General features: G+C 64.9%; 11 protein-coding genes. 4 read left to right on the top strand and 7 right to left on the bottom strand.

Translation table 11 applies throughout. The features are described 5' to 3' along the window. Nucleotides 1-9: 9 nt before the first annotated feature. Nucleotides 10-1,266, bottom strand: coding sequence for a serine hydrolase domain-containing protein (locus LQ954_RS14940; RefSeq protein WP_231023851.1), 1,257 nt, complete (start codon nucleotides 1,264-1,266; stop codon nucleotides 10-12). 55 nt (nucleotides 1,267-1,321) lie between these two features. Continuing rightward, nucleotides 1,322-1,492, bottom strand: a complete 171-nt coding sequence (locus tag LQ954_RS14935; protein ID WP_231023850.1) for a hypothetical protein — start codon at nucleotides 1,490-1,492, stop codon at nucleotides 1,322-1,324. 73 nt (nucleotides 1,493-1,565) lie between these two features. Between LQ954_RS14935 and LQ954_RS14930 the strand changes: the two genes are divergently transcribed. From LQ954_RS14930 to LQ954_RS14915, 4 genes are all read left to right on the top strand, one after another. After that, entirely contained in the window at nucleotides 1,566-1,934 is a 369-nt protein-coding gene (locus tag LQ954_RS14930) for a DUF6481 family protein (RefSeq protein ID WP_231023848.1), read from the top strand. Beyond that, the gene (locus LQ954_RS14925) at nucleotides 1,931-2,602 is read left to right on the top strand and encodes a spermidine synthase (RefSeq protein WP_231023847.1); all 672 of its coding nucleotides are present in this window, start codon (nucleotides 1,931-1,933) and stop codon (nucleotides 2,600-2,602) included. Before LQ954_RS14930 ends, LQ954_RS14925 begins: the two co-directional genes overlap by 4 nt. A gap of 190 nt (nucleotides 2,603-2,792) precedes the next feature. Beyond that, nucleotides 2,793-3,554: a histidine phosphatase family protein gene (locus tag LQ954_RS14920; protein ID WP_227772842.1), complete on the top strand. Its 762-nt coding sequence runs from the start codon at nucleotides 2,793-2,795 to the stop codon at nucleotides 3,552-3,554. Further along, the gene (locus tag LQ954_RS14915) at nucleotides 3,551-4,420 is read left to right on the top strand and encodes an NAD(P)H-hydrate dehydratase (protein WP_231023846.1); all 870 of its coding nucleotides are present in this window, start codon (nucleotides 3,551-3,553) and stop codon (nucleotides 4,418-4,420) included. Before LQ954_RS14920 ends, LQ954_RS14915 begins: the two co-directional genes overlap by 4 nt. Nucleotides 4,421-4,552: 132 nt before the next feature. Here LQ954_RS14915 and LQ954_RS14910 read toward each other — a convergent pair whose 3' ends face one another. The 5 genes from LQ954_RS14910 to LQ954_RS14890 form a co-directional block, all read right to left on the bottom strand. Continuing rightward, nucleotides 4,553-4,966, bottom strand: a complete 414-nt coding sequence (locus LQ954_RS14910; protein ID WP_227772844.1) for a hypothetical protein — start codon at nucleotides 4,964-4,966, stop codon at nucleotides 4,553-4,555. A gap of 104 nt (nucleotides 4,967-5,070) precedes the next feature. Further along, entirely contained in the window at nucleotides 5,071-6,306 is a 1,236-nt protein-coding gene (locus LQ954_RS14905) for an acyl-CoA dehydrogenase family protein (protein ID WP_231023845.1), read from the bottom strand. Nucleotides 6,307-6,348: 42 nt separating this feature from the next. Continuing rightward, nucleotides 6,349-7,590, bottom strand: a complete 1,242-nt coding sequence (locus tag LQ954_RS14900) for an LLM class flavin-dependent oxidoreductase (RefSeq protein ID WP_231023843.1) — start codon at nucleotides 7,588-7,590, stop codon at nucleotides 6,349-6,351. A 422-nt stretch (nucleotides 7,591-8,012) separates the two neighbouring features. Then, nucleotides 8,013-12,491 carry a beta strand repeat-containing protein gene (locus LQ954_RS14895; protein ID WP_231023841.1) on the bottom strand — a complete coding sequence of 1,493 codons (4,479 nt, stop codon included), beginning with the start codon at nucleotides 12,489-12,491 and terminating at the stop codon, nucleotides 8,013-8,015. A gap of 691 nt (nucleotides 12,492-13,182) precedes the next feature. Beyond that, the gene (locus LQ954_RS14890; RefSeq protein ID WP_231023839.1) at nucleotides 13,183-13,629 is read right to left on the bottom strand and encodes a winged helix DNA-binding protein; all 447 of its coding nucleotides are present in this window, start codon (nucleotides 13,627-13,629) and stop codon (nucleotides 13,183-13,185) included. Nucleotides 13,630-13,857: the final 228 nt, after the last annotated feature.

Raw genomic sequence — 13,857 nt, 5'->3', positions numbered from 1 at the left:
CGCGTCGCGTCACTTCTGCGCGGACGGGTCCGGCAGTTCCAGCCAGTCGGTGGGGGCAAGCCCGTAGAGCATGTCGAAAAATTCGAGCTGAAGCCGCGCCGCCACGTGGCGGTTGCTGTTCCACAGCATCACGATCCCGCTCCGATCGGCGGGGTCGAACAGGATCAGTGATCCGTAACCGTCGACCGAGCCGCGGTGGCCGACCAGTGTGTGCCCGGCATAGTGAAAGCTGCGCCAGCCCAAGCCATAGGATGCGTCGGCCAGCGCCTTGTCCATTGCCGCGCGTCGGCCATGCGGGGGCGTCGCGATTCGGGGACGGTGCATGGTGTCGAGCATTGCGGGCGGCAGCACCTGGGGCGCCGCGCCCATCTGTGCCAGCATCCAGCGCGTCAGGTCCCGCACCGATGAATTCACGCCGCCCGCGGCGGGAACGCGGTAATAATAATCATTCACCGCGGTCGGCCGGCGACCCATGTGATGCGGTTTGGCCCAGCGTGCGGCGGACTCCAGTCCGGCACGCCCGACGCTCGCGTTGCTCATGCCCAGCGGGGTAAACAGCCGGTCACGCGCCGCGGTGGCATAATCCTGTCCCGTCGCTCGCTCGACGATCTCCGCCGCCGTGTCATAAGCGATGTTCTGATAGGCGTAACAGGTGCCCGGCTTGCAGAACGGCGCAAGCGTGTGGAGTTCGGATCGGATTACCTTGGGATCCGCGCCTGCCTCCAGACGATCGTCCCAGGCATTGCGGACAAGCCCCAGGCGATGCGACAGCAGGTCAGCAACGGTGGCGTTGCGCGTGTCGCCGGGCAGGGTGAGGGTGGTGCCCATGTCCGACAGCGGCGCGTCCAGCGAAAGGCGACCTTCCCCGGCCAGCTTGGTGACCAGCGCGGACGCCACGCCCTTCGACAGCGATGCCCAGCGGAACACCGTATCCGGTGTCACCGCCTCCCCAGATCCGGCGAGCGTCTCGCCATAGCCGCGGATGAAGCGCAGGCGGCCGCGCTCGACCGTTGCGACTGCCAGGCCGACCATGTTCGGCTCCTGCATCACCAGGGCGATCCGCTGATCCAGTTGCTGGTAGTTCACGCGGGGAGGATCAGCGGCCTCTGGACTCGGCGGCCGCATCTTCGCGGTGATCGGATCGGCTGCCCCGCTCGGCTGCTTCGATGTGAACGCCAGCGTTGACCCGACGCCGACGAGCAAGGCGACGGCGGCGGCTATAGTGATCCCTTTACCGCGTTTCGGCTTTGTCCACGTTCCGTGCATCAATCTTCCTGAGTGAGCGTGACGGCGAACCGGTCAAGCGCTGCTGCGGCCCATTTCATCCAAATTGCGCCGCGTCGAGCCAGAAGCGGCCAATATCGATGTCTTTGTCGTTCAATGGAGCGGGCGCACCAGCCGAACCGGGATTGATGGCGCCCGCCGCGGCCGCGCGCGAAAACGCGTTTCTGATGCCAAACGGGCAGGGCTTTGCGTCGCCGCCCGGCGCCATCGCTGCCCCGCCAATAGGAGGTAAACGGGATTAAGCCTTTCTCCGGCGCCGAATTCTGCTAACGAGCGCCGGCATGGCAGGAGCTAAGATTCCCGACTTCGGCGAACGCGCGTCAGCGTCCCGAGAAGCGAAGCAGCGCGCACTGGAGAAATTGCGCAGCAAACCGGCACTCGATCCCGAGGCAGCAGCAGCCCGCACCGCCGCGCTGGAGGCGCGTGAAGCGGCTGCCGCAGAGCGTCGTGCCGCTCACCGCGCTGCGATCGAAACCGAAAAGGCTGCGCGGGCGGAAGCGCGTGCACGGGCGCAGGCAGAAGCCGACGCCGAGGCCGAGCGTATTGCCGCTTCGCGCCGCGCTACGCCCATCAAGGTGCCCACCCCGGCCGAGCTGAAGGCGGCTCGCGATGCCCGCTACGCCGCACGCAAGGCCCGCCAGCGCGGGTGACCCCGCGTGAGTTGATCGGCACTGCCGAGGTGCCCGGTGGCCCGCCGCTGCGGCTGTTTCGCCGCGGCGCGGACTTCATGATCGTGCTTGAACGCAATGAACTGATGAGCACGCGCATGAGCGGCTCGGAAGTGGCGCTGGGCACCATGACATGCGATCGGCTTTCCGACCGGCCGGCACCCCGGTTGCTGATCGGCGGCTATGGCATGGGATTCACGCTGCGTGCGGTGCTGGAGCGGCTCGGTGCGGATGCGCGGGTCACCGTCGCCGAACTGGTGCCCGGAATCATCGAATGGGCGCGGGGCCCGATGGCGGATCTGACCGCCGGGTGTCTGGATGATCCGCGGGTCACGCTCGACATGGGCGATGTCGCCGAGTCGATCCGGCGCGCCGGTGGCGATTACGACGCTATCATGCTGGACGTGGACAATGGCCCGGACGGTCTGACCCGTCCGGCCAACGATGGCATTTATTCCGCGCGCGGCCTCGCCGCGGCCATGCAGGCGCTGAGGCCGGACGGAACGCTCGCGATCTGGTCCGCCGCACCCGATCCGCTTTTTGCGCGACGCTTGGCGAAAGCGGGTTTTGCCGTGGACGAGGTGCGCGTGCGGGCGCGGGACAATGGAAAAGGCGCCACCCACATCATCTGGTTCGCTCGCCGGCCCTGAGGCCAGTGCGGCCTGGGGACATCTCTGCCCCTCTTGCAACCGCGCGGGGCGGATTGCCGCCCGCTGCTTGCCCGTCAGCTTGATCTGAATCGCATCGGTCGCCGGGAACTCTCTGCCGCCGCCGTGCTTGGACATGGGGATGATGGAGACGGACCGGTAATGGCGATGATCAACGATCCAGAGGTGAGCGATGGCCGGTCGCTGGCCTGAACGGCTCTGGATCGTGCGCCACGGCGAAAGCGCGGGCAATGTGGCGCGGCAGGCGGCGTACAGCGCCGGCGAAGAACGCATCTCGCTCACGGCGCGCGACGTGGATGTGCCGCTGTCGCCCCGCGGCGAGGCACAGGCGGCGGCGCTTGGCGCTTGGTTTGCGGGACGGCCGGCGGAGGAGCGGCCGGAAGTGCTGCTCGCCTCTCCTTATGTGCGAGCGCGCGAAACCGCCCGGATCTTCCGCGATGCGGGCGGCGGTGTCGGTGACGAGCCGATCTGCCTTGATGAGCGGCTGCGTGAGAAGGAGTTCGGGATCCTTGATGGGCTGACCACCCGCGGGATCGCCGTGAACGAGCCTGAACAGGCTGAATTCCGCCGGCTGCTGGGAAAATTCTACCACCGCCCCCCCGGCGGGGAGAGCTGGTGCGACGTGATCCTGCGGTTGCGCGCGCTGCTGGATACGGTCGCCCTGCATCACTCGGGGCAGCGGGTCATGATCGTTGCCCATCAGGTGGTGGTGCTTTGCTTGCGCTATGTGATCGAGAACATGACGGAGGAGGAGATCATCGCGATCGACCGGACTGGTGAAGTCGCCAATTGCTCCGTCACAGAATACCGGTTCGATCCGTCGCTCGGGTCCGCCGGGAAGCTGGCGCTGGTGCGATACAATGATGTGCGCGCGGTGGATTCAAGTGCGGTGCCGGTGACGGCAGAACCCGATGCCGCAGCGGTGCGGCGATGATCGAGCTCGATGCAGGCTGGCGCGCCAGCCATCCGATCAAGGCGGCTGAAAGGGGCACGGACAAGGACGCGCGTGGCCGCCTGCTTGTGGTTGGTGGGTCGATCAATGTGCCTGGCGCCATCGCCTTGACGGGCGAGGCGGCGCTTCGCGTCGGTGCGGGCAAGATCCAGCTGGCCACGGTTCGATCGGCGGCGCTGCCGCTGGGTGTGCGCTTCCCGGAAGGGCGGGTGCTCGCACTGCCCGAGGACGACGCGGGCGAGATCGCGATTGATCCGCCGGAGCCACTGCATCAGGCGCTCGGCCGCGTGAACGTCGCGGTGATCGGGCCTGGAATGACCGATAATGACGCGGCCGCGCGGTTAGTGGTGCAAGCAAGCAAGGCAGAGGTCGAGATCCCGATCATTCTGGATGCGGCGGCGGTGGCCTGCATTCACGGCATGGAAGCGGCGCTGGACCCGCTGCGCGGGCGGCTGATCATGACGCCGCACCCGGGCGAAATGGCGGCGCTGCTCGGATGCGAGGAGGATGAGGTCCGCGAGGATCTGCCGCGCCACGCCACCGCTTCTGCCCGGCAGTTTGGCGCGGTGATCGTGTTGAAGGATGCGGAAACCGTGATTGCCTCGCCCGACGGCAACCTGGTGCATTACAGCGGCGGCGGCCCGGGTCTCGGCACGGGTGGGTCGGGTGACGTGCTGGTCGGCGCGATCGGCGGCCTTGCCGCGCGCGGTCTGCCGCTGTCCGATGCCGCGGCTTGGGGCGTGTGGCTGCACGGCGAGGCAGGGCGAACGCTGGCGATGCAGACCGGCCCGATCGGCTTCCTCGCGCGGCAGCTGCTCCCACTGCTGCCGGCTCTGCTGCCACGGTGAGGAAGGACGACCCGGGCCGCGAACGCGGCTGCCTTCAACGTCAGCTTTGTCAGATGCGGTGAAGACCGGCCGCGCGACCGGCCGGGTCAGCCTTTTTCCGGTCGCCCCGCGGCTGGCGACCGGGGCCAAGCGTCAGAAGCGGGCAGGATGCAGACGGATCGGGATCGGTTCCGCCAGCGCTCGCCAGCCGAGCCGGGCGATCACCTCGTTGCTTTCCTTGGCGCGGCGCCCGCGCCGGCGGTCGAGCGACCAGGTGATGTGGAAAATGCCGTCGTCTGCCCGGACACAGGATCCGCCGATCCGCACTACGAGTGCCTGAACGCCGTCGCGGTCGTCGATCTCACCGATGATCTCGCCACGCTCGTCCTCCGGGAGCGGCGTGTTGGCGTCGGTACCGGATCGCAGCGTCACATGATCAGCGACCACGTCGGGGAACAACGGGGGGAAACGCGCGAGCAGGCCGGCACGGTCGACCCGGTCGAGCTTCCAGCCGGTGACAAGGCGCGGGGGCGGGCCATTGCGTCGGAACGTCAGATGCATGTTCATCGGCCACCCTTTGCGGTGTTCCGGACGCCGCCTCCCCACGGCCCGTTGGTTGTCGATCGCTCCGAAAGAGAGCCGCCCCCGCGGCCCCCTTTTCGGAAATCACCTCAAAGCAGATCACCGCCGCATGCGGCGGCAGTGGTGCCGTCGCGCTGGAACGCCTTGATGACGTTACGGCCCACCGTCCAGCGATGCACCTCGTCCGGCCCGTCAACCAGCCGCTGCGAGCGGATATGCGTGTACCAGGCGGCGAGCGGCGTATCGAGGCTGAAGCCCAGCGCGCCGTGCAGCTGGATCGCGGTGTCCACCACCTGATGCACCATGTTGGCGAGGAAGATCTTCGCGATCGAATTTTCCTGCCGGATGTCGGCGCCCTTTTCCGCCTTGTAGGCGATGTGGAGCAGCATCAGCCGCGCCTTGTAGATTTCCGCCGCGCAATCCGCGAGCATCCACTGCACGCCCTGACGCTCCGACAGGAGCTTGCCGAACGTCTCGCGCTGGGTGACGTGCGCGGTCGCCAGATCAAGCGCGCGCTGCGCCATGGACACGTTGTGCATGCCGTGGCGCAGGCGGCCATAGGCGAGGCGATGCTGGCCCATGTTGAAGCCGTTGCCCTCACCACCCAGCAGGTTGTCGGCGGGAACGACAAGATCCTTGATCTCAACCTCCGAATGCCCACCACCCAGTACCTCGCTCAAGGGGCCGTGCACCGCCATGGTCTCGATATCGCGAACGATACGATAGCCGGGGTTGGGCAGTTCGACGATGAAGGTCGAATAACGCTGGTGCCGCGGCGCATCGGGATCCGTCATCGCCATGACGAGCGCGATGTCGGCGACGCTGGCGGCGGACGAGAACCACTTTTCGCCGTTCAGCACGTAATTTTCATTGCCGTCCTTCACCGCGCGGGTCTGCATGCCGGTGGCGTCGGCGCCCGCCGCCTTTTCGGTCATCGAATAGCAGATGCGCTTTTCACCGTTGAGCAGCGGCTTGAGGAACTTTTCTTTCTGATAATCGGTGCCATGCGCCAGCAGCGTCATCATCGTGGCGTCATCGGGCCCTTGCGTGTTCATCGACAGCGCGCCGAGGTGGCTTTCGCCAAGCTCCATCTGGACCAGCGCATTGGCAAGCGGGCCTAGGCCCATGCCGCCATATTCCTTGGGGATGAACGGGCACCAAAGGCCCTGCGCCCGCGCCTTGGTGCGAAGCTCGCCCAGCACCGTCTTGTAATCCTCGCCGGCCAGCAGACGCTGCTCCGCCGGCTTGCACTCGTCCTGCACCCATTGGCGAACCTTGGCGCGGATCGCCTTGGCATCTTCTGGTATTTCGAAATCGATCGACATGCGGCATCCTTTCCTGGGGGTTATTGTCGCCGTGATCGACGATCAGTTCTTCAGTGCTTCCGCGGCCTTGTTAAGGTCCGGCGCATTGGGGGAGCGCATCGCGACCCCGCCTTCCTGGCCTGCCTTGAGCGCGGCGGCGGCGCCCTCGTGCGCCATGATCTTGGAGAGAACGGCCTGGCCGGCGCGTTCGAAGGACTCCCGGTGATCGATCACATACTGGCGCGAGGTGCGATATCCGTCGAGCAGGCCGTGGATCTCCGGGATCACGTAGCGGGCGACGAGGTCCCAGCTGCGCAGCGTATTTTCCCGGTTGGCCCAGTCATGGGCAAAGCCCAGTACGGTGCCAAAGCCGCCCGCGGAGGCATGAAGCTTGCGGATCGCCGCCACCAGATCGTCGGGCGTGCCGATCACCGCCGCCGCTCCATCCACGAACGCGGTCTGGTCAACCGCGTGGTCCGGCGACGTGAAGGGCTGGGCACCCGGGCGCATCAGCGTGCCGACCGTATATTCGTTGTGCCAGCGCATCAGCCCGGCGCCGGCCTGCGCCCGCGCTTCCTCGCGGGTTTCGGCAATGTGCCACGACATCAGCACGCGCCAGTCGTTGCGGCTGACCGTCTTGCCCGATTTCGCCGCGGCTTCCTCGGCAAAGCCCCATTGCGTGGGCAGGGCGGCGAGCCCGGCCTCGGAATTGGACCCGATCGACAGGGCGCCGATGCCGTATTTACCCGCCAGCGTCATGCCCGAAGGGCTGATCGATGATGCCACGACGAACGGCAGGTCTTCCTGCAAGGGGAACAGCTGCAGCCGCGCGTCGCGCAGCGTGAACCAGTCGCTCTCATGGGTCACCCGTTCCCCGGCGAAAAGCCGGCGGATGACGCCAATTGCCTCATCCTGTCGATCGCGCTGGGTCATCGGATCGATGCCCAGCATATAGGCGTCGGATGGCAGGGCGCCGGGCCCGGTGCCGAAGATCACGCGCCCGCGGGTCATATGATCCAGCTGGACGATGCGCTGCGCCACGTTGAACGGGTGATGGTACGGCAGGGAGACGACGCCGGTGCCAAGGCGAATGCGCTGGGTCTGTTCGCCGACCGCAGCCAGAAACAACTCGGGCGACGCGATCACTTCCCAGCCGGTGGAATGATGTTCGCCGACCCAGAATTCGTCGAACCCCAGTTCGTCGAGATGCTTGGCCAGCTGAATGTCGCTGCGCATCTGAAGCATGGGATGCTCACCAATGGGATGGTGAGGGGCTATGAACGCGCCAAATTTCAATCGAGCCATGAAAGCCTCCGTGATCAATCCATGAAGACGTCACGGCCCGGCAAAGGAACGCGCACGCGCCCCCTGATCGAACACTCAACATCCTCTCCCTTGTGCCGTGAAGACACTTTGGCTGGCTCCTGTCACCTGAACGGTGCGGATCCTTGTCGTTACGGAAAGCTGTCATTGCCGGGGATTGGTTTGTCAATACAAGGAGCGCCCGTCCGCTTGCCGTCGTGCCGGCCGCGGACCCTACGGGCCGGCACTGTGGTGCCTGTGCCCGCACGTTGGCGCAGCAGTGGGATTACGACTTTCGAGCCGGTTCATTGTCCGGCCTCGAGGGCCCGATGAAACGGCAGGGCGCGCCAGCCCGCCAGGCTGACGCGCCCTGTTCGTTCAACACGTTCCCCCAGCGGGGGGCAGCGGGAACGATCGTCAACGGATCACGGCAGAATGGTGGTGCCGGCATCCTGGACGAAGAAGCCTGCATTGAGGCCAAAGCTTGCATCAAACGCCGCGGTGCCGCCGCCAGTGACCGCATCCTGTCCCGCCACGGCGAACACATCTTGCGCCACCAGGGATGAAACGCCGTCCAGTTTGATCTGGATGTCCAAACCGTCGAGCACTCCGTCGTCGTTGACGTCCGCCCACAGGATGCTGCGGCTTGTTTCGAAGACCAGCTGAAGCGCGCCTTCCCCCGCCGTCACCGACGTTTGGGCGTCGGCGAAGTCGAACACATTGCCGAGGAACTCGACATTGCTCAGGCCGGTCGCTTCCTGGAGCCAGCGCAAGTCGATCCGGTCGGTGCCAGACAGGAAGTCCGTAACCGTGTCGCGGGTCTGCGGCGTGGCGCTGTCCAGGCCGGAGGTAAAGACGAACACGTCGCTTCCGCTCCCGCCGGTCAACGTGTCGGCGTCGGCGCCGCCGTGGATCACGTCGTCACCTCCATCGCCGGTGATCACATCCTGGCCAGTGCCACCGCTGAGCACGTCATTCCCGGCACCGCCAAACAGGGTGTCGTTGCCAGCATCGCCCTGCACACGGTCATCCCCGCCGCTGAGGGTGGCAACATCGTCCCCGCCGCCAAGGTTGATGCGCGAATCCTGGTCGGTGGTGGCGCCGCTGAGCAGCACCGTATCCGCGCCCGCGCCGGTCGAGATGGAGCCCGCAACACCCGTGACCAGATCATCCCCATCACCGCTCGCGACGCGATCCTGGTCCGCCGGAAGTGCAAAGCCGTAGGTGGAACCGCCCGATCCTGCAGCACCGAGATTGATCACGTCATTGCCGGTGCCGGTGATGACGTAATCGACATTGGGCGTATCGGCCGTCGCCAGGTTGATGACGAGGTTGGCCGTCGCCGCCGCAGCACTGATGAAATAAGCGTCGCCGAAGGAGCCGGCATTCGTTGCGGCAGAAATCGTCTGTGTGTCACCGGCGATATCGTTCGCGCTGGTATCGAGAACCAGGGTCGTCGACGTGAAGACCAATGCGGCAGAAGCGCCGACCACCATGTTGATCGTTTCCACCTCGGTGAGGTTGGTGAGGTCGGCAACCTCATTGTCGCTGGTGACTGTGATCCGGGCGATGTCGCCGATGCCGGCGCCGCCCTGTAGATTGTCGCCCGTGGTGAACTCACCGGTGTCCCCCACGAAAGTCACTGCGGCACTTGAAACCGAACCGTTGAACGATCCCACCACTGTGTCGTCGCCCCCGGCCAGGTTGATCGTCAACGCTGTGGTGAACCCGCCGTCCAGCAGCACCCGGTTGTTCCGGTTTGAGAAATTGACGGTCTGAAGCCCGGAGGCCGACGCGCGGTCTCCCAGGATCGCGTTCACGCCTGTCGTGGCTGTGCTTTCCAGCATCTCCACGCCGCGCACGCCGACAGTGTCGTTATTCGCATCGCCATAGCTATCGTCGGTGATCAGGCCGCCCGTCTGCACCACTGCGTCGATGCCGCCATTGCCGTTGAACGTGATCGTCGAGCCAAGATCGCCGCCGCTCACGTACAGGCGATCGACTCCGCTGCCGCCCTGGAAGCGGATGTTGTTGTTTGTCCCGACGTTGTTCTTGAACACTTCGGTGGTCGCTGCCGAGCCGCGGATCGTCAGCTGATAGTCGGCGTCGCGCAGATCGTCGTCCAGCGTGACTCGCATCGTGTCGAGCGTGTCGATCAGCAAAGAGGAATCGACCGTGATGTTGACGAGCGATCCGACACCCCCCGCCACGCTTCCCTGGAAGCTCAGCGCATAGACATCGGCGTCGTCGCCGGCCGGCGGGGTGGACGGATCGCTGCCATTGCCTGCCAGGCGATACAGTTCGACATTGCGGACCAGGTCGAGATTGACCGCGGCACTTACAGCACGCCCGTCGCCTTGCGCATCGATGTTGTTGAGGAGCACGGTGTCGTCGCCAGCACCGCCGTCGAAGCCGTCGCTGATATCCAGTTCGTTGCCATCGACGATCAGCGTGTCGTTGCCGGCCCCCGATGAGACCGACTGACTGCCGACACCAGCCTCCACCGTGTCATTGCCGCTGCCAGTGATGATCCGGTCATTCCCGCCCGCGGACGCGACGACCAGCAAGTCGGCGGCATATTGCCCGGCGTCCAGCGTGTCGCCGACTCGGCCGGCATTGTTGAGATAGACCGCGCGAATGCCGCCTTCTTCGGCTTCCCTCCCGATCTGAACGTTGCTGCCGGTCCCCAGAACGATGAGGCGCTCGATGTCGCTGACGTTGGTGAAGGCAGTATCGCCCAGCGCTGCGCCCTGCACGACCAGCGCGTCGTTGCCGAGTGCGCCCCCGTTGATCGTGTCCGCCGCCGTAAGCTGGTCGGCAATAGTCCGATTGCCCGAGACGATCGTGTCGTTGCCGGCGCCTCCATCGACATTGTCGCTGCCGGTGCCCAGGGTGATGCTGTCGGCACCGCCGCCGCCAACGGCGACGTTATTGCCGGACACCAGGATGATGGTGTCGGAACCGGCCTGGCCGTCGACGATGTCGCCGCCCACCGCGAACACGGTATCATCGCCTTGTCCGGCGGCGATGGTGTCGGAAAGCGCACCGCCCTGGATCACGTCGTTGGCGCGGCCGCCGGTGACGTTGAAGGCGAAGCTGGTAACCGCTGAGCCGTCGAGCGTCAGCGTTTCCGCACCCAGCGGCCCATCGGACAGCTGGACCGCCCGGATCGTCAGCGTGCCGCCGGGGGTGGGCGCGTTGTCGTTGTCCAGAACCAGATTGTAGGTCGCCGGCGCGTTGCGACTGCCATAGCCGCTGAGCAGATTGATCTGTTCGAAATTGCTGATGAGGCTGGCGGTGGTCAGCGCGGTGGTGAAGTTCACCGTCAGCGAATCCGTGCCTTCGCCGCCATCCAGATCATCGCCGTCCGTCAGCTGGTCATTCCAGGTGAAGCCATCGTCGCCGCGACCGGATGTCACCGTGTCGGCACCGCCTGCACTGGTGCTGATCTGAAGGCCGCGGTCGAAACTGCTCGCATCAACAACGTCATCGCCGCCGCCGAGCAGGGCAAGACGACGAATACCGGCTTGTTCTGCATTGTTCAGTCCGCCCTGGTTCAAGGCGTTGTTGTTGCCGCCCAGCCAGGTGTCGCCACTGGTGAGCAGCTGCAGCGTCTCGATGGAGCTGACATTCTCCAGGCGAGCGTCGTCGTCACGATCCGACCCGCCAAGGGCATTGATCTGCAGCGTGTCGTTGCCCGCGCCGCCGTTCACGATATCCACCGGGATGCCCGACACATCGTTGCGCGCATCCAGGCTGTCGCCGACATTGATCGTATCGTTGCCGCTACCGCCGTCCACATCGTGCCGGCCTGTGCCCACGACGATGACGTCGCTGCCGGCACCTGCGTCAATCTCTTCGCGAAGCAGGCCGAGGGCGGGTGCGTCGCCGCTATCGATGTAATCGTCGCCATCGCCGCCGTCGATCATGTCGCGATCGCCGCCCGAGAAGATCACGTCGCGACCAGCGCCAGCGTTGATGACGTTGCGCCCGGCCCCTGCGGAAATCCTGTCGTCGCCAGTGCCAGCATCGATGAAGTCCTCGCCGCCGCCGGCGTCGATCACGTCGCTGCCGTCGCCAGTGAAGACGGTGTTGTTGCCCCCGGCGGCGTTGACGTAATCGTTGCCGCTGCGCGTATCGATGCGGTCATCGCCATTGCCGCCGATGATCGTGTCCGCGCCCGTGCTGCCGATCACCGCAGCGCCAGCCAGATTGTTCGCGAAGCTGAGGCTCAGTCGTCCCGTTGCGGCGGTGGCGTCGATGACCCGCACCGTGTCGTTGAGCGCGGTTGCGATCGCGATGCTGCCAGTGCCGCTGATGTTCAGGGTGGTGAGGTTCGTATCCAGACGGTCGATGACGGAGTTGCCCCGCACCATCAGGTTGATCGTTTCGATCCCGGAATTGCCCGAGCTGACGCTACCGATTCGGATAGCGCTGACGTCGGTGCGGGTGATGTTGACCTTGACCTGATCGTTGGCGCCGGTGACCACCCGGTCGCGAAACAGCATTTCAACGTCCGTGGTGCCCGCTTCCGTCGTATCGACAACATCCAGCGATGTACCGGCATTGATCTTGGCGATCTGGGTGAACCGGACCGAATTCGTACTGTTGGTCACGGCATAGCGGCTGGTCTGCGCCGAACCCGACATGTCGAAGATCAGCTGCGCGGTTGAATCGTTGGTAACTTCGAACCGCTCAATGCTCCTCAGCTCGAAAGCGCCGTAGGTGACCTGGGTCCGTCCTCCGTAATCGCCATCGGCGAAGAAGCGGAAGCGATCAAAGCCGGTGTCGCCGAAAAGGATATCGCCTGCGTCGAAATTGTCCTCGTTCCCGATGAAAATATCGTCTTCGTCCGGATTGCCGACGGCCAGTTCCTGACCATTGGTAAGAGTGATGTTCGCCAAGCTTCTTCTCCTGCCCGTTGCGGAGGCGGCTTTCAGCGGAGGGGCCAGGATCGGCGCCAAGACTAGGTATAGAGTGCGTCTATCCTGGAAATCCTTGCCTCGGCTCGTTCCCTGTTGAAGAAGACCGTCCGACAAGATGAGTCGTAAGATCAACCGAGGACGTGATAGTTGATGTCGTGATCGTTCACATACATCCCAGTGATCGGATAATAATCGTAAACCGATGTAATTGGGTCTGATGAATATAGTTAAGGAGTATGGGTCCGCGCTTGGCCCGCGGCGTACCTTTGCGATTGAAAGGTTTTGCCCTGCGCGCCGCGGATCTTCTGTCGCGGACCGGTGGCGCAGCGGATACTATCAGGTGGTTGACGCCGGCGCCTGCTGCCTTACCTGGGAGTGGACCCCTACGGCTCGAGGGTTCCTTGCGCCGTCGCCTGGTCCGGCCGATCCTGGCGGGGTTCGATGAGCCCCATCGCCGAAAGCACTTTCACGATCGCTCGTGCCATGGCGCGGATGAGGACCGCAGTCCGGAATGGCCGGGCCGGTGGGTAGGGGGCGGCCGAAGCTGCGCCACTGAGCCCGTCCCGCTGCGCATCTCGCTGGCCCGCCTGCGATGTGCCTGGACGGGGCGGCAATGCGGGGCGTGCGGGCGCGTCGCCTTCCCAGCAGTCGTGGCTCGCGGCCGGCGCGCTCATTGCCCGACCTCCGCGAGAAGCGAGAGGAGGACGGCAACGATCCCGTTGCGCCCAGAGGGGGTGAGGGACAGCAAGCGCCGGCGGCGATCTGCCGGGTCCGGCCGGCCGACGATCAGGCCGCAATGCTCCAGTCGCCTGATCCACTCCAGGGCAGTAGTATCGGGAAGTTCCGCCCCGACCGTCACACTCTTGACGTAGGACGGCCGCGAGCTCCCCTCATCGATGAAAATGCTGAGCAGAATGTCCCAGGCGGGATCGCTGAACATCCCCGCCTGACCGAAGAACAGCTTCTGCTTCCTACGAAGGTCGCCAAGGCTTCTTGCGGCTGAGAGAAGGCGCTTGTGCAGGTGGGTATTGTCTACGACCGACAAGGGCAAGTCTAGCGAGCGCAAACTGCGGTAAAGGTGCGCAGTTTGTGCTAGTCCAGGGTCTGGCGAAAGCATGCCTAGTGTCTCCCTTGGTTCAGGGCGACTCGCTTTATTTTTGTTATAGTGACGACACTAAACAACTATCGCTATTCGGCAAGACGAATTGTCGATAATAAAAGGTAAGAAAGAGGTGGGGAGGGCGCAGTCACTCCACTCAAGAACTATTTCTATTCGATGAGTGGCAATGACTGTGCTCGATTGATGAGCGTCAGGCGCCGAGACGACTAATATACCACGGTTCAC

The sequence above is a fragment of the Sphingomonas sp. IC-11 genome, assembly GCF_021043365.1.
Taxonomy (GTDB): Bacteria; Pseudomonadota; Alphaproteobacteria; order Sphingomonadales; family Sphingomonadaceae; genus Sphingomonas.
Note: the sequence above shows the minus strand (reverse complement) of the source record. Positions and strands in the feature narration are given on the sequence as shown.

Coding starts and splice junctions, on each gene's coding strand:
- LQ954_RS14940 (WP_231023851.1), bottom strand. CDS start 1,266: ATGCACGGAACGTGGACAAAGCCGAAACGCGGTAAAGGGATCACTATA.
- LQ954_RS14935 (WP_231023850.1), bottom strand. CDS start 1,492: ATGGCGCCGGGCGGCGACGCAAAGCCCTGCCCGTTTGGCATCAGAAAC.
- LQ954_RS14930 (WP_231023848.1), top strand. CDS start 1,566: ATGGCAGGAGCTAAGATTCCCGACTTCGGCGAACGCGCGTCAGCGTCC.
- LQ954_RS14920 (WP_227772842.1), top strand. CDS start 2,793: ATGGCCGGTCGCTGGCCTGAACGGCTCTGGATCGTGCGCCACGGCGAA.
- LQ954_RS14915 (WP_231023846.1), top strand. CDS start 3,551: ATGATCGAGCTCGATGCAGGCTGGCGCGCCAGCCATCCGATCAAGGCG.
- LQ954_RS14910 (WP_227772844.1), bottom strand. CDS start 4,966: ATGAACATGCATCTGACGTTCCGACGCAATGGCCCGCCCCCGCGCCTT.
- LQ954_RS14905 (WP_231023845.1), bottom strand. CDS start 6,306: ATGTCGATCGATTTCGAAATACCAGAAGATGCCAAGGCGATCCGCGCC.
- LQ954_RS14900 (WP_231023843.1), bottom strand. CDS start 7,590: ATGGCTCGATTGAAATTTGGCGCGTTCATAGCCCCTCACCATCCCATT.
- LQ954_RS14890 (WP_231023839.1), bottom strand. CDS start 13,629: ATGCTTTCGCCAGACCCTGGACTAGCACAAACTGCGCACCTTTACCGC.